The sequence below is a fragment of the Kosakonia sp. N21 genome (genome assembly GCF_050587465.1).
Taxonomy (GTDB): Bacteria; Pseudomonadota; Gammaproteobacteria; order Enterobacterales; family Enterobacteriaceae.
In genome coordinates this window covers 610986-627105 of the sequence record NZ_JBOBHR010000001.1, presented here as the reverse complement: position 1 = coordinate 627105, position 16120 = coordinate 610986, and the positions used below count along the sequence as shown (strand labels likewise).

The following is a 16120-nucleotide window of genomic DNA, read 5'->3' as shown; positions in this document are numbered from 1 at the left end:
AGTGAAACTTACTGCGCGATATCTTCGTACTGCGGCACCGGGTTACGGAAGCTGCGGGTTACGCAAGCCAGGTAAACCAGACCAATCGCGCCCCAGATAAGGCCGAGGATCATCGAACTCTGCTCCAGGTTCACCCACAACGCACCCACGGTCAGCGCACCGCATACCGGCAACACCAGGTAGTTGAAGTGATCTTTCAGCGTTTTGTTACGTTTTTCGCGGATCCAGAACTGGGAAATCACCGACAGGTTCACGAAGGTGAACGCCACCAGCGCACCGAAGTTAATCAGCGCCGTTGCGGTGACCAGGTCGAAACGGATCGCCAGCAGCGCAATCGCGCCAACCAGCAGCACGTTCCACGCCGGTGTGCGCCATTTCGGATGCACATAGCCGAAGAAACGGGTCGGGAAAACGCCGTCGCGGCCCATCACATACATCAGACGGGAAACGCCCGCATGCGCCGCCATACCGGATGCCAGTACGGTCACGCTGGAGAAAATCAGCACGCCCCACTGGAAGGTTTTACCGGCCACGTACAGCATGATTTCCGGCTGGGATGCGTCCGGATCTTTAAAGCGTGAAATGTCCGGGAAGTAGAGTTGCAGGAAGTAAGACGCGGCGATAAACACCACTCCGCCGAGCAGCGCAGTCAGGAAGATGGCGCGCGGGATCACGCGTTCTGCATCTTTCGTCTCTTCAGAAAGGGAAGAGATGCCATCAAAGCCGAGGAACGAGAAGCACAGAATTGTCGCCCCGGTGATCATCGGCACGACATGTGCGCCTTCAGACCAGAACGGACGCGAGCTTACCAGCGTACCTGCGCCTTCACCGTGTGACACACCGTAGATAATCAGGCCAACGATCACCGCAACAATCCCCATCTGCAAAATCACGATCAGGGTGTTGAAGTTTGCCACGGTCTTGATGCTGCGCAGGTTGGAGATGGTCATAAAGGCCACCAGCGCGACCACAAAGATCCACGACGGAACGGAAGGCACCAGCGCTTCGAAATAAATTTTTGCCAGCAGGATGTTGATCATCGGCATGAACAGATAGTCCAGCAGCGATGACCAGCCGACCATAAAGCCCACGGCCGGGGAGATGGATTTCTGCGCATAGGTATAAGCGGAGCCCGCTGACGGGAAGCGGCGCACCAGCTTACCGTAGCTCAGCGCAGTAAAGAGGATAGCGATAAGTGCAAACGCATACGCGGTCGCCACGTGGCCATCGGTCAGGCCAGAGACGATACCGAACGTATCGAACAGCGTCATCGGCTGCATATAGGCCAGGCCCATCATTACAACCGGAATCAGCGTAAGGGTCTTACGTAATTCCACGCGAGAGGTTTTTGGAGTAACGTTATGCGTCATGGCTTTCCCCCTGTATGGCGAGAGCCGGCGCAAAAGCAAATAATTGCCCCATTTTAGTTCTTTCCTCAGCGACAACGACTGTCGGTTTTTAAATGTGTATCTATCCGGTACGAAGCCCGGCCTCTTTTATTGAATGACGTTTTGCCTGCAAAAAAATAACCGACGTGTTTGGCGTCGGTTAATCTCTTCATTTTTTGCAGCGACATATTTTGCACCAGATTGGAGCGCGATGACAATACGATGAGACGTAACTCACTTATTTATCATCGCTAAGCGCATGATTTTTAGGCTATCGCTGAATTATTCACCGCAGCAATAGCATTATTTGTTAAAAAATGGATTCCAGCGGCATCTGCAACGGGTCCGGATAGAGATATTCAAACCCCAGTTCATTACAGATACGGCTGCCATCCACCTGTTTACCTTTGTCCTGACTGTGGGAGACGGTGAATTTCGGCGGCTCCACCCCAAGCTGGCGCGCCATCGCCGGGTAGAACGTTGCGCGCGTCGGGTGTTCCGGGGCGCAGAGATTATAAATATGGCCGCCTTTTGGCGATTGCAGCAGGAGCGTAATCGCTGCAATCACATCTTCCAGATGCACCAGGTTAACACCGTGGTCGCCGTCCGGCGCGGTTTTGCCGGCAAAAAAGCGGCCAGGATGCCGGGCCGGGCCAACCAGGCCCGCCAGCCGCAGAATGTCCACCGACGTGCCCGGCAGATTGTGCAACCAGTCTTCCAGCTCTTTCAATGTGCGTCCGCTGGCGGTGACCGGATTGCGCGGCGAGTTCTCTTTCACTACGCCGGACACATCGCCATACACCGAGGTGGAACTGGTAAAAATAATACGCGGAATGCGGTACGCCAGCGCGCTGTCGACAATCTCCTGCATCGCCTGCAGGTAGAAATCCTCGCCGGGTCCGCTACGACGCGCGGGCAGCGTAATAACCAGCGCATCCACATTCATCAGCGCATCGAGGTCATCTGGTTCGCAAACCAGCTCGGGATTGAGATTCAGCACATAGCTTTCGATCCCGCACATGCGCGCCGCTTCCACGCCGTCCTGGCGGGTTTTACTGCCGGTGACTTGCCAGCCGCGCGCCGTTAATGACAACGCTAACGGCATACCCAGCCACCCCAGACCAATAATTGCGACCTTTTTCATGCGATCCCCTGTTCTCTTGCTTCCGACCTTTCAAGGCTACGCCAGCCAGGGATAACTGACAATTCATAGAGCGTATATGAAATGATTTAAAGATAAAAAAAAGCCCTTGCCTTTGGCGACCAAAGTGGTTTAGGTTAAACGACAACATATGAATAAGCATTCATCGAGAATTTTATGACACGCGTTCAATTTAAACACCACCATCATCACCATCATCCTGACTAGTCTTTCAGGCGATGTGTGCTGGAAGACATTCAGATCTTCCAGTGGTGCATGAACGCAGAGAAAGCCCCCGGAAGATCTTCTTCCGGGGGCTTTTTTTTGAACCAAATTCAGCAGGATAAAGAGGACAACAGAATGTTAGATAACTCGCGTTTACGCATAGCTATTCAGAAATCCGGTCGCCTGAGCGAAGACTCACGCGAATTGCTGGCACGCTGCGGCATCAAGATCAACCTGCATACACAGCGACTGATCGCCCTGGCCGAAAACATGCCAATTGATATTCTGCGCGTACGCGATGACGACATCCCGGGCCTGGTGATGGACGGCGTTGTTGATCTGGGGATCATTGGCGAAAACGTACTGGAAGAGGAACTGCTGAACCGCCGTGCGCAAGGCGAAGACCCGCGCTACTTCACGCTGCGTCGCCTGGATTTCGGCGGCTGCCGCCTGTCGCTGGCGACCCCCGCCGATGAAAGCTGGAACGGCCCGGCGGCGCTGGACGGCAAACGCATCGCCACCTCTTACCCGCACCTGCTGAAACGCTATCTGGACCAGAAAGGCGTCTCCTTTAAATCCTGTCTGCTGAATGGCTCCGTTGAAGTGGCCCCGCGCGCGGGTCTGGCCGACGCGATTTGCGACCTGGTCTCCACCGGCGCGACACTTGAGGCTAACGGCCTGCGTGAAGTGGAAGTGATTTACCGCTCCAAAGCCTGTCTGATCCAGCGTGATGGTGAAATGATGGATGCCAAACAACAGCTGATCGACAAACTGCTGACCCGCATCCAGGGCGTGATTCAGGCGCGCGAATCCAAATACATCATGATGCATGCGCCGAGTGAACGTCTGGAAGAGGTGATCGCCCTGCTGCCAGGCGCTGAACGCCCGACGATTCTGCCGCTGGCGGGCGATCAGCAGCGTGTGGCGATGCATATGGTGAGCAGCGAAACCCTGTTCTGGGAAACCATGGAAAAACTGAAAGCGCTGGGCGCAAGCTCCATTCTGGTGCTGCCGATTGAGAAGATGATGGAGTAAGGCCATGAGCTTCAATACCGTAATCGACTGGAACAGCAGTAGCGAAGAGCAGCAGCGCGCCTTATTAATGCGCCCGGCGATCTCCGCGTCTGACAGCATTACCCGCACGGTGGTGGAGATCCTCGACACCGTGAAAGCCCGTGGCGATGATGCGCTGCGTGAATACAGCGCGAAATTCGACAAAACGCAGGTTGACGCGCTGAAAGTCACCGATGACGAGATCCGCGCTGCCAGCGCCCGTCTGGGCGACGATATCAAACAGGCCATGGCCGTGGCGGTGAAAAATATCGACACCTTCCACAACGCGCAGAAACTGCAAACGGTGGATGTGGAAACCCTGCCCGGCGTGCGCTGCCAGCAGGTCACCCGCCCGATTGCGTCGGTTGGTCTTTATATTCCTGGCGGTTCCGCCCCACTGTTTTCGACGGTATTGATGCTGGCGACCCCGGCGCGTATTGCCGGTTGCCAGAACGTGGTGCTCTGCTCACCGCCGCCGATTGCCGACGAAATTCTCTATGCTGCGCAGCTCTGTGGCGTGCAGGAGATCTTTAAAGTGGGCGGCGCACAGGCGATTGCGGCGCTGGCCTTTGGCACCGATTCCGTACCCAAAGTCGATAAAATCTTCGGGCCGGGCAACGCCTATGTTACCGAGGCAAAGCGCCAGGTCAGCCAGCGTCTGGATGGCGCGGCCATTGATATGCCTGCCGGTCCTTCGGAAGTCCTGGTGATCGCCGATAGCGGTGCAACGCCGGATTTTGTCGCCTCCGATTTACTGTCGCAAGCCGAACACGGCCCGGACTCACAGGTGATCCTGTTGACGCCGGACAGCACAATGGCGACCCGCGTGGCGCAAGCCGTTGATCGTCAACTGGCCGATCTGCCGCGCGCAGAGACGGCGCGCCAGGCGCTGTCCGCCAGCCGTCTGATTGTCGCGCGGGATTTAGCCCAGTGCGTCGCTATCTCGAATCAGTACGGTCCGGAACACCTGATTATTCAAACCCGCGACGCCCGTTCACTGGTGGAAAGCATCACCAGCGCCGGTTCCGTTTTCCTGGGGGACTGGTCACCGGAATCCGCCGGGGATTACGCATCCGGCACCAACCATGTGTTGCCGACCTACGGTTATACCGCCACCTGCTCCAGCCTGGGTCTGGCGGATTTCCAGAAACGCATGACGGTTCAGGAGCTTTCCCGCGAGGGTTTTGCCGCACTGGCAAGCACCATTGAAACGCTGGCGGCGGCCGAACGCCTGACCGCTCACAAAAACGCCGTCACCCTGCGCGTCAATGCGCTGAAGGAGCAAGCATGAGCATCGAAGAACTGGCGCGCAAAAATGTGCGTGAACTGACGCCGTACCAGTCGGCCCGCCGCCTTGGCGGTAAAGGCGACGTCTGGCTGAATGCGAACGAATTCCCGACGGCTGTCGCGTTCGATCTCACGCAGCAATCCCTGAACCGTTACCCGGAGTGCCAGCCGAAAGCGGTGATTGAAAACTATGCGCAGTACGCGGGCGTGAAGCCGGAGCAAGTGCTGGTCAGCCGTGGCGCGGATGAGGGTATTGAACTGCTGATCCGTGCGTTCTGCGAGCCGGGGAAAGATGCGGTGCTGTTTTGCCCGCCGACCTACGGTATGTACAGCGTCAGCGCCGAAACCTTTGGCGTTGAGTATCGCACCGTGCAGGCGCTGGAGAACTGGCAACTGGATCTACAGGGCATTGCCGACAAGCTGGACAACGTGAAAGTGGTCTATGTTTGCAGCCCGAACAACCCCACCGGGCAGATTATCAACCCGCAAGACCTGCGCGTACTGCTGGAAATGACCCGCGGTAAAGCGATTGTGGTGGCGGACGAAGCCTATATTGAGTTCTGCCCGCAGGCGACGCTGGCAGGCTGGCTGAGCGAATATCCGCACCTTGTAGTTTTGCGTACGCTGTCGAAAGCCTTTGCGCTGGCGGGTCTGCGCTGCGGTTTTACGCTGGCTAACGAAGAAGTGATCAACCTGCTGCTGAAAGTGATCGCACCGTATCCGCTGTCAACACCGGTCGCGGACATCGCGGCGCAAGCGCTCAGCCCGCAGGGTATTGTGGCGATGCGTGAACGCGTGGCGCAGATCCTCGCCGAGCGTCAGTACCTGGTCACGGCGTTAAACGAGATCCCGTGTGTTGAACAGGTCTTCGACTCCGAAACCAACTATATTCTCGTGCGCTTTACTGCATCGAGCGCGGTATTTAAATCTCTGTGGGATCAAGGCATTATCCTGAGAGACCAGAACAAGCAACCTTCTTTAAGCGGCTGCCTGCGCATCACCATCGGCACCCGTGCAGAGAGCCAGCGCGTCATTGACGCTTTACGTGCGGAGCAAGTATGAGCCAGAAGTACCTGTTTATTGACCGTGACGGAACACTGATTTCCGAGCCGCCAACCGATTACCAGGTGGATAAATTCGACAAGCTGGCGTTTGAGCCCGGGGTGATCCCGGTGCTGCTGAAGCTGCAAAAAGCGGGTTACAAACTGGTGATGATCACCAACCAGGACGGTCTGGGGACCAGCAGTTTCCCGCAGGCAGACTTCGATGGCCCGCACAATCTGATGATGCAGGTCTTCACCTCTCAGGGCGTCGAATTTGAAGAGGTACTGATTTGCCCGCACTTTCCCGGCGACGCGTGCGATTGTCGGAAACCGAAAGTGAAGCTGGTAGAACGCTGGCTGGCGGAAGGCGTGCTCGATGCAGCCAACAGTTACGTGATTGGCGATCGTGCAACGGATATCGAGCTGGCGAACAATATGGCCATTGCTGGCCTGCGTTATCACCGCGAGACACTGAACTGGGCGATGATTGGCGAACAACTCACCCGTCGCGACCGCTATGCGCACGTGGAACGTCACACCAAAGAGACGCAAATCGATGTCAAAGTGTGGCTGGATCGCGAAGGCGGCAGCAAAATTCACACTGGCGTCGGCTTCTTCGATCATATGCTGGACCAGATCGCCACGCATGGTGGCTTCCGTATGGAGATTACTGTCAAAGGCGATCTCTATATTGACGATCACCACACCGTGGAAGATACCGGTCTGGCGCTGGGTGAAGCGCTGAAACTGGCGCTCGGCGATAAGCGCGGCATTAACCGCTTCGGCTTCGTGCTGCCGATGGATGAGTGTCTGGCCCGTTGCGCGCTGGATATCTCTGGCCGTCCACACCTGGAGTACAAAGCCGAGTTTACCTATCAACGCGTAGGCGATCTGAGCACCGAAATGGTTGAACACTTTTTCCGCTCGCTTTCTTACACCATGGCCGTGACGCTGCACCTGAAAACCAAAGGCAAAAACGACCACCACCGGGTGGAAAGTCTGTTCAAAGCATTCGGTCGCACGCTGCGTCAGGCCATTCGTGTGGAAGGCGACACCCTTCCCTCCTCAAAAGGAGTGCTGTGATGAATGTGGTGATCCTTGATACCGGTTGCGCCAACCTGAATTCGGTAAAGTCAGCCATTGCCCGTCACGGCTACGATCCGCTGGTGAGCCGCGATCCGGACGTGGTTTTGCGTGCCGACAAACTCTTTCTGCCAGGCGTGGGTACTGCGCAGGCGGCGATGGATCAGTTGCGCGAACGTGAGCTGATTGAACTGGTTAAGGCCTGCACCCAGCCGGTGCTCGGCATCTGTCTTGGCATGCAGTTACTCGGGCGTTTTAGCGAAGAGAACAACGGCGTCCCGCTGTTGGGCATCATCGATCAGGATGTGCCCAAAATGAAGGATGTCGGCTTGCCGCTTCCCCATATGGGCTGGAATCAGGTCTACCCGAAGGCGGGTAACCGCCTGTTTCAGGGCATTGAGGATGGCGCGTATTTCTATTTTGTGCACAGCTACGCCATGCCGGTAAACGAGAGCACCATTGCCCGTTGTGATTATGGTGAACCCTTTACCGCAGCAATACAGAAAGACAATTTCTACGGCGTGCAATTCCACCCGGAACGCTCGGGCCGTGCAGGCGCGCAACTGCTGAAAAATTTCCTGGAGATGTGATGATTATTCCCGCATTAGATTTAATTGATGGCACCGTGGTGCGTCTCCATCAAGGGGATTATGCGCAGCAACGGGATTATGGTAATGATCCGCTGCCACGCTTGCAGGATTATGCGGCCCAGGGCGCAGAAGTCCTGCACCTGGTCGATTTGACCGGAGCGAAAGATCCGGCGCGCCGACAGATCCCTTTGCTGAAAACGCTGGTGGCGGGCGTGAATGTTCCGGTGCAGGTTGGCGGCGGCGTGCGCACCGAAGAAGACGTAGCGGCCCTGCTGGATGCCGGTGTTGCCCGCGTGGTGATCGGTTCAACGGCAGTAAAATCACCGGAGATGGTCAAAGGCTGGTTTGCCCGCTTTGGCGCGGACAAGCTGGTGCTGGCGCTGGATGTACGCATTGACGAACAGGGAACCAAACAGGTGGCTGTCAGCGGCTGGCAGGAGAACTCCGGCGTCACGCTCGAAGCGCTGGTGGAAACCTATCTTGCGGTCGGTCTGAAACATGTGTTGTGCACCGATATCTCCCGCGACGGTACGTTAGCTGGCTCCAATGTCTCGCTGTATGAGGAAATTTGCGCACGCTGGCCGCAGGTGGCGTTTCAGTCTTCCGGTGGTATCGGCGGTATTGATGATATTGCCGCTCTGCGTGGTACGGGCGTGCGCGGCGTGATTGTCGGGCGGGCGCTGCTGGAAGGTAAATTCACTGTGAAGGAGGCCATTCAATGCTGGCAAAACGGATAATCCCTTGTCTTGACGTGCGCGATGGCCAGGTGGTGAAAGGCGTGCAGTTCCGCAATCACGAAATCATTGGCGATATCGTCCCACTGGCGAAGCGTTACGCTGAAGAAGGCGCGGATGAACTGGTGTTTTACGATATTACCGCCTCCAGCGACGGTCGCGTAGTGGATAAAAGCTGGGTGTCGCGGGTCGCTGAAGTGATTGATATCCCCTTCTGCGTGGCCGGAGGCATTAAATCTGCGGATGATGCCGCGAAAATTCTCTCCTTTGGCGCAGATAAGATCTCGATTAACTCTCCGGCGCTGGCGGATCCGACGTTGATTACCCGGCTGGCGGATCGCTTTGGCGTGCAGTGTATTGTGGTGGGTATCGACACCTGGTTTGACGCCGCAACCGGTAAATACCACGTTAACCAGTATACCGGCGATGAGAGCCGTACCCGGGTAACGCAGTGGGAAACGCTGGACTGGGTGCAGGAAGTGCAAAAACGCGGCGCCGGGGAAATCGTGTTAAACATGATGAATCAGGACGGCGTGCGTAACGGTTACGATCTTGAGCAACTGAAGAAAGTGCGTGCGGTGTGCCATGTTCCGCTGATTGCTTCCGGTGGCGCCGGTACGATGGAGCACTTTCTGCAAGCCTTCCGGGATGCGGATGTCGACGGCGCGCTGGCCGCGTCGGTATTCCACAAACAAATTATCAATATTGGCGAATTGAAAACGTACCTGGCGGACCAGGGCGTGGAGATAAGGGTATGTTAACAGAGCAACAACTGGCCCAACTGGACTGGGAAAAAACCGACGGACTGCTGCCCGCCGTGGTGCAGCATGCGGTTTCTGGTGAAGTCCTGATGCTGGGATACATGAATCAGGACGCGCTGGCAAAAACGCTGGAGAGCGGCAAAGTCACCTTTTTCTCCCGCACCAAAGGCCGACTGTGGACCAAGGGCGAAACCTCCGGGCACTTCCTCAATGTGATCAGTATCGCGCCGGACTGCGACAACGATACCCTGCTGGTGCTGGTTAACCCCATCGGCCCAACCTGCCATACCGGTACGTCGAGCTGTTTTGGCGATAACAGCCATCAGTGGTTGTTCCTGTATCAACTGGAAGAGCTGTTAGCCGCGCGGAAAACCGCCGATCCGGCAAGCTCTTATACAGCAAAACTGTATGCCAGCGGCACCAAGCGTATCGCGCAGAAAGTGGGGGAAGAAGGCGTGGAAACCGCGCTGGCCGCCACGGTGAATGACCGCGAAGAGCTGGTTAACGAGGCTTCGGATCTGATGTATCACCTGTTGGTATTGCTGCAAGACCAGCAGCTTGATTTGACAACGGTGATTGAGAATTTACGCAGGCGTCATAAATAAGGTATCCGGGGGAGCCACCACGCGCTCCCTTATTTATCAGAGATAAAGCAGTTACCATTCTCTCCCGCAGCAGGTATGATCCCCCCACAGTTTTACGCATTACACGTTATGCATTCCAAACATTGAGGTTGAAGATGAAATTTCTGGTCACCGGCGCAGCCGGCTTTATCGGCTTTCACGTCTGCGGGCGTCTTCTGCAAGCGGGTCATCAGGTCGTAGGGATTGATAACCTTAATGATTACTATGAGGTCAGCCTGAAGCAGGCGCGCCTGGATTTGCTCCGTTCTCCTGCGTTCAGCTTTCACAAAATCGATCTTGCCGATCGCGAAGCCATGAGCCACCTGTTCGCCAGTGAGAAATTCGATCGCGTTATCCATTTAGCCGCGCAAGCGGGCGTACGTTATTCCCTGCAAAACCCGCATGTTTACGCCGATTCCAATCTGATTGGTCACCTCAACGTGCTGGAGGGTTGCCGCCACAATAAGGTGCAGCATCTGCTGTATGCCTCTTCCAGCTCTGTTTACGGGTTGAACCGCAAGATGCCGTTCTCCACTGATGACTCCGTGGATCATCCGGTGTCGCTATATGCCGCCACCAAAAAAGCCAATGAACTGATGTCGCACACCTATTCCCACCTTTATGGCCTGCCAACGACGGGACTGCGCTTCTTTACTGTGTATGGTCCATGGGGCCGCCCGGATATGGCGTTATTCAAGTTCACCAAAGCGATGCTGGAAGGCAAAAGCATTGACGTTTACAACTACGGGAAGATGAAGCGTGACTTCACCTACGTGGATGACATTGTCGAGGCCATTGTCCGTATGCAGGATGTGATTCCGCAGGCAAACCCGGAGTGGACCGTAGAAAGCGGTTCCCCGGCAACCAGCTCTGCGCCTTATCATATCTATAACATCGGCAACAGCTCGCCAGTGGAATTAATGGATTACATTACTGCGCTGGAAGACGCGTTGGGTATTGAAGCACAGAAAAATATGATGCCGATTCAGCCTGGCGATGTGCTGGAAACCAGCGCCGATACACAGCCGCTGTATGAAACGATTGGCTTTAAACCGCAGACATCCGTCAAAGAAGGCGTGAAGAAATTCGTCGAGTGGTATAAAGCGTACTACAACGCTTAAGAGAAACGGCCCTGACGGGCCGTTTTCGTATCAGTCATTACCAAACAAATCGCGGGTGTAGACTTTCTCTTCAACATCCGCCAGCTCTTTTGCCATGCGGTTTGAGATAATCACGTCGGATTCTTGCTTGAATGCCTCCAGGTCGCGTATCACGCGAGAGTGGAAGAACTCATCCTCTTTCATCACCGGTTCATAAATGATGACCTGCACACCTTTTGCTTTGATGCGCTTCATGATCCCCTGAATAGAAGAGGCGCGGAAGTTATCAGAACCGCTCTTCATAATCAGACGATACACGCCCACCACTTTCGGTTTGCGGGCAAGAATTGAGTCAGCAACAAAGTCTTTGCGCGTACGGTTTGCATCCACAATGGCCGAGATAATGTTGTTCGGCACCGACTGATAGTTCGCCAGCAGCTGTTTGGTGTCTTTCGGCAGGCAGTAGCCACCGTAACCAAAGGACGGGTTGTTGTAGTGGTTGCCAATACGCGGGTCGAGGCAAACGCCTTCGATAATCTGGCGGCTGTTCAGTCCCAGGCTTTCTGCATAGCTGTCCAGCTCATTAAAGTAGGCCACACGCATCGCCAGATAGGTGTTAGCAAATAATTTAATGGCTTCTGCTTCGGTGGAGTCGGTAAACAACACCTGAATATCTTTCTTGATGGCACCTTCCTGCAGCAGGGAAGCAAAACGCTCCGCACGCTCAGAACGTTCGCCAATCACGATACGCGACGGGTAAAGGTTGTCGTAAAGCGCTTTGCCTTCACGCAGGAACTCTGGCGAGAAGATAACGTTATCAATACCCAACTTTTCTTTGATGGATTCGGTAAAGCCGACCGGAATGGTGGACTTGATGATCATCACCGCTTGCGGGTTGATTTCATGCACATCGCGGATCACCGCTTCCACTGAACTGGTGTTGAAGTAGTTGGTTTTCGGATCGTAATCCGTCGGTGTAGCGATAATCACGAAATCCGCGCCGCGATAGGCATCGTGCTTGTCCGTTGTTGCACGGAAGTTCAGCGGCTTATTCTGCAAATACTCCTGGATTTCCTTATCAACGATGGGAGAAATCTTCTTGTTAAGCATATCGACTTTGTCCTTCACGATATCCAGCGCCACGACCTCATGGTGCTGCGCGATCAGGATCCCGTTCGATAGACCAACATAACCTGTTCCGGAGATTGTTATTTTCATTCGATAAGCAACTTTTGTGAGTGTATGAACCGGAGGTGGCGATACCGCCGCCACCGCTTAATATCAATAACTGTTGGGGTTTTTACCTCTTCTGTTGAGGGACTGTCAAGGCGTCAAACGGCGGGCAACATCGGCGTTTATGCGCGGTTTAGCAGGCCACAGATAGCAAAATGAAGAGGACTTCCCGTAACAGCGGCGATTCAGCGCAAAAAAAAAGCCCGGTTGCAGTAACCGGGCTTACTTTTACAGGCGACTGATTATCAGATTAATCCAGCCATTCGGTATGGAACACGCCATCTTTGTCAGTGCGTTTGTAGGTATGCGCACCAAAGTAATCACGCTGCGCCTGAATCAGGTTGGCAGGCAGGACCGCAGAGCGGTAGCTGTCGTAGTAAGCGACGGCTGCAGAGAAAGTCGGAACCGGGATACCGTTCTGTACCGCATAGGCAACAACGTCACGCAGCGCTTGCTGGTAGTCATCAGCGATTTGCTTGAAGTACGGCGCCAACAACAAGTTAGCAATGGCCGGGGTCTCCGCATAGGCGTCGGTGATTTTCTGCAGGAACTGCGCACGGATAATGCAGCCAGCACGGAAAATCTTCGCGATCTCACCGTAGTTCAGATCCCAGTTATGCTCGTCGGAAGCAGCTCGCAGTTGGGAGAAACCCTGCGCATAAGAGACGATTTTACCGAGGTACAGTGCACGGCGAACTTTCTCGATAAATTCAGCTTTGTCGCCAGCCGCTTTCGCCTGCGGACCAGACAGCACTTTAGATGCCGCAACACGCTGCTCTTTCAGCGAGGAGATGTAGCGTGCGAATACGGACTCGGTGATCAGCGACAGCGGTTCGCCCAGATCCAGCGAGCTCTGGCTGGTCCATTTGCCGGTACCTTTGTTTGCTGCTTCATCCAGAATCACATCAACCAGGTATTTACCTTCGTCATCTTTCTTGGTGAAGATATCTTTGGTGATGTCGATCAGGTAGCTGCTCAGCTCGCCAGCGTTCCACTCGCTGAAGGTTTTCGCCAGCTCTTCATTGGAGAGATTCAGGCCGCCTTTCAGCAGTGCATACGCTTCGGCAATCAGCTGCATGTCACCGTATTCAATGCCGTTGTGCACCATTTTTACATAGTGGCCTGCACCGTCCGGACCGATATAGGTCACGCACGGCTCACCATCTTCAGCAACGGCTGCGATTTTAGTCAGAATTGGGGCAACCAGTTCGTAGGCATCTTTCTGGCCGCCAGGCATGATGGACGGGCCTTTCAGCGCGCCTTCTTCACCACCAGATACCCCGGTGCCGATAAAGTTGAAGCCTTCCGCAGAGAGTTCGCGGTTACGACGAATAGTGTCCTGGAAGAACGTGTTGCCGCCATCGATAATGATGTCGCCTTTTGCCAGATAAGGTTTCAGGGACTCGATAGCTTTGTCGGTACCCTCGCCCGCTTTCACCATCAGCAGGATGCGACGCGGGGTTTCCAGAGATTCAACAAATTCTTTAACGGTGTAGTAAGGAACCAGCTTTTTGCCTGGGTTTTCGGCAACTACTTCTTCGGTTTTTTCGCGGGAGCGGTTGAAAACGGAAACGGTATAGCCACGGCTTTCGATGTTAAGCGCCAGGTTGCGCCCCATCACGGCCATACCAACAACGCCGATTTGTTGCTTGGACATTACATACTCCTGTCAGGTGTGGTTACCCTGCCGTCAACGGATCCGGCGGGTCGTAAGTGAATGGTATGTTAGCCTAAAAATGCGTAATGAACGAGAGTGTCTGGCAGGAAAAGCACAAAGCAAACACGCAGCAACCCTGCCTGATGAAAGGGGCATCACCTTCGTGTTCCATATAATTGAGAATAATTGCTTGCTATAGTAGCATCCACGCAACGTTATAACTTTAAAGCCAAATACATGTCGTCGTCGCGCAAAACTGATAATTCTATACGATATCGCCCAGAGATTGATGGAATACGAGCCATCGCCGTTGTTTCGGTTGTGTTGTATCATTTTTTCCCCCACCTGGTGCCCGGCGGGTTCATCGGTGTCGATATATTTTTTGTGATATCCGGTTACCTCATCTCATCCATTATTCTTAATAAAAGTAAAAACAACACCTTCAGTATCCTTGATTTCTATGCCAGACGTATAAAAAGGATCTTCCCTGCTCTCTCCGTGGTACTTATTACCTGTATCGTCTTTGGCTGGTTTGCCCTGCTGACCGATGAATACAGGCAGCTCGGAAAACATGTAGCCGCCAGTACGCTCTTTGCACAGAACCTCATGCTGCTCTCGGAAGCCAATTATTTTGATAACGCCAGCATAACCAAGCCACTGCTTCATTTATGGAGTCTTGGCATTGAAGAGCAGTTTTATCTGATTTGGCCAATCGTTATTTATGTTTGTACCCGCCACAAGAAAAATATAATAGCTGCAATAGCCCTTGCCGGGTTTGCTTCATTTTTCATCGGGTTGTGGTATTTGCATAAGAGTTTCACATCGGCTGCTTATTACTCGCCGGACTCGCGTGCATGGGAATTGCTGGCCGGTGCGGCGCTGGCATGGTTTCATAGCGGTAGCCGGAGCATCAGAAAAGTAACCAGACTGGATACGCTATTGGCTGCCAGCGGGTTATGCATGCTCGTTTTTGGTCTTTATTTTATTGATAAGACAAAAAATTTCCCCGGTCTGTATGCGCTAATACCGGTTGTAGCAACCTGCATGCTTATCTTTGCGCAGTCTGAAAACATTATCAGTAAGGCATTTTTATCTTCCCGTGTAATGGTCTTTGTAGGTCTGATCAGTTATCCGTTGTATCTATGGCACTGGCCGTTAATCTCATTTGCCTGGATTATTAACGGTAGCGATCCGGCAACAAACATGAAAATAGCGCTGATCTTTGTTGCATTTCTTCTGGCATGGCTGACATTCCGTATCGTTGAAAAGCCATTCAGAAAATCCAGTTATTCGCAGCGCGCTATTTTCAGTCTTGTCGCAGTACTTATCGTCACCAGTATTGCCGGTTGCACCCTCTATTTCAGACAGGGGCTACCGCAGCGTCAGAATGCTACGCTCCAGGGATACCCTGGCGATATTGGCCATGATGAATTTCATAAATATATTGCGACGCATTTTGTACTCTGTACGCCAGAAAGCATCGCTACGACAGCGCTGAAATGGAACAATTACACGCGTTGTATGCAATCAAAAGAAGGCAACAATATTGATATTGTGTTGCTGGGCGACAGCCATGCCGAACATCTCTTTATTGGTATGGCCGAGGCGCTTAAGAATAAAAATGTGGCCTTTTATATCGAAGATGGTTCACCCTTCCTGAGTAATGCTAAGTTTGCGAGACTTTACGAAGAAATATTGCGTAACCCACATATTAAAACCGTGGTGTTGACCATGTACTGGCACGGTCGTTATGGTGAAACGCCCCCGGGAAGTTCGCTTGAAAAAGAGATTGGCGCAACAGCAAAACGCTTCACCGATGCCGGGAAGAAAGTCATTTTAACTGATGATGTGGCAGACTTTCCCTTCACACCGGATAAGTGCAAAGGGCGCCGCTGGTTATCATTTAGCGATAGCACCTGTGTAATTACGCGTGCGGAGTCGGATAAACAGAAGGAGAGATATCTGCCTGAACTCCAGGAGATTGCCAGCAAAAACGTAAACGTTGAGTTGCTCGCGGAAAGGGAGTATCTGTGCGATACGACGAGCTGCAGTATGATAAAAGATGGGAAACTAATGTATCGCGACACACACCATTTGAATATTAATGGTTCACGATACATTGGGGAAAAGATTGTTGCAGACAATCCACAAGCCTTTCAGTAGAGATGCAGACGGGCTAAAATTATTTTAGCCCGTCTTATT

Annotated in this window: 15 protein-coding genes and 1 other annotated feature; of the genes, 11 read left to right on the top strand and 4 right to left on the bottom strand. The window is 53.7% G+C overall.

The features are described from left to right. Positions 1-8: 8 nt before the first annotated feature. Positions 9-1370, bottom strand: coding sequence for an APC family permease (locus tag ACQ3G7_RS02795; RefSeq protein ID WP_263100229.1), 1362 nt, complete (start codon positions 1368-1370; stop codon positions 9-11). A 328-nt stretch (positions 1371-1698) separates the two neighbouring features. After that, positions 1699-2532 (bottom strand): SDR family oxidoreductase, encoded by an 834-nt coding sequence (locus tag ACQ3G7_RS02790; RefSeq protein ID WP_430888745.1) that lies wholly within the window; start codon positions 2530-2532, stop codon positions 1699-1701. Positions 2533-2706: 174 nt separating this feature from the next. Between ACQ3G7_RS02790 and hisL the strand changes: the two genes are divergently transcribed. The 10 genes from hisL to ACQ3G7_RS02740 all read left to right on the top strand — a co-directional run bounded on the left by hisL (position 2707) and on the right by ACQ3G7_RS02740 (position 11049). Beyond that, positions 2707-2757 carry a his operon leader peptide gene (hisL, locus tag ACQ3G7_RS02785; RefSeq protein WP_001364200.1) on the top strand — a complete coding sequence of 17 codons (51 nt, stop codon included), beginning with the start codon at positions 2707-2709 and terminating at the stop codon, positions 2755-2757. Continuing rightward, positions 2733-2855: a sequence feature (His leader region), on the top strand. (Overlaps the previous gene by 25 nt.) A 34-nt stretch (positions 2856-2889) precedes the next feature. Continuing rightward, complete coding sequence (hisG, locus tag ACQ3G7_RS02780) at positions 2890-3789, top strand: ATP phosphoribosyltransferase (RefSeq protein WP_263100227.1); 900 nt, start codon at positions 2890-2892, stop codon at positions 3787-3789. A 4-nt stretch (positions 3790-3793) separates the two neighbouring features. Then, positions 3794-5098, top strand: a complete 1305-nt coding sequence (gene hisD / locus ACQ3G7_RS02775; protein WP_430888744.1) for a histidinol dehydrogenase — start codon at positions 3794-3796, stop codon at positions 5096-5098. Continuing rightward, a complete protein-coding gene (hisC, locus tag ACQ3G7_RS02770; protein WP_430888743.1) occupies positions 5095-6156 on the top strand; it encodes a histidinol-phosphate transaminase in 1062 nt (353 codons plus the stop codon). The genes hisD and hisC overlap by 4 nt, the downstream gene beginning before the upstream one ends. Continuing rightward, a complete protein-coding gene (gene hisB, locus ACQ3G7_RS02765; RefSeq protein ID WP_430888742.1) occupies positions 6153-7220 on the top strand; it encodes a bifunctional histidinol-phosphatase/imidazoleglycerol-phosphate dehydratase HisB in 1068 nt (355 codons plus the stop codon). Before hisC ends, hisB begins: the two co-directional genes overlap by 4 nt. Then, positions 7220-7810: an imidazole glycerol phosphate synthase subunit HisH gene (hisH, locus tag ACQ3G7_RS02760; RefSeq protein WP_430888741.1), complete on the top strand. Its 591-nt coding sequence runs from the start codon at positions 7220-7222 to the stop codon at positions 7808-7810. The genes hisB and hisH overlap by 1 nt, the downstream gene beginning before the upstream one ends. Further along, positions 7810-8547: a 1-(5-phosphoribosyl)-5-[(5-phosphoribosylamino)methylideneamino]imidazole-4-carboxamide isomerase gene (gene hisA, locus ACQ3G7_RS02755; protein WP_430888740.1), complete on the top strand. Its 738-nt coding sequence runs from the start codon at positions 7810-7812 to the stop codon at positions 8545-8547. Before hisH ends, hisA begins: the two co-directional genes overlap by 1 nt. Further along, a complete protein-coding gene (gene hisF / locus ACQ3G7_RS02750) occupies positions 8529-9305 on the top strand; it encodes an imidazole glycerol phosphate synthase subunit HisF (protein ID WP_134317933.1) in 777 nt (258 codons plus the stop codon). Before hisA ends, hisF begins: the two co-directional genes overlap by 19 nt. Then, positions 9299-9910 carry a bifunctional phosphoribosyl-AMP cyclohydrolase/phosphoribosyl-ATP diphosphatase HisIE gene (gene hisIE, locus ACQ3G7_RS02745; RefSeq protein ID WP_430888739.1) on the top strand — a complete coding sequence of 204 codons (612 nt, stop codon included), beginning with the start codon at positions 9299-9301 and terminating at the stop codon, positions 9908-9910. Before hisF ends, hisIE begins: the two co-directional genes overlap by 7 nt. Before the next feature lie 134 nt (positions 9911-10044). Then, on the top strand, positions 10045-11049 hold the full coding sequence (locus ACQ3G7_RS02740) for an NAD-dependent epimerase (RefSeq protein ID WP_430888738.1): 1005 nt from the start codon (positions 10045-10047) through the stop codon (positions 11047-11049). A 30-nt stretch (positions 11050-11079) separates the two neighbouring features. Here the strand turns inward: ACQ3G7_RS02740 and ugd are convergent, their stop codons facing one another. Continuing rightward, complete coding sequence (ugd, locus tag ACQ3G7_RS02735) at positions 11080-12246, bottom strand: UDP-glucose 6-dehydrogenase (RefSeq protein WP_430888737.1); 1167 nt, start codon at positions 12244-12246, stop codon at positions 11080-11082. 265 nt (positions 12247-12511) lie between these two features. Next, complete coding sequence (gene gnd, locus ACQ3G7_RS02730; protein WP_430888736.1) at positions 12512-13918, bottom strand: NADP-dependent phosphogluconate dehydrogenase; 1407 nt, start codon at positions 13916-13918, stop codon at positions 12512-12514. 186 nt (positions 13919-14104) lie between these two features. Here gnd and ACQ3G7_RS02725 point away from each other — a divergent pair, with 186 nt between their 5' ends. After that, positions 14105-16081: an acyltransferase family protein gene (locus tag ACQ3G7_RS02725; RefSeq protein WP_430888735.1), complete on the top strand. Its 1977-nt coding sequence runs from the start codon at positions 14105-14107 to the stop codon at positions 16079-16081. Positions 16082-16120: the final 39 nt, after the last annotated feature.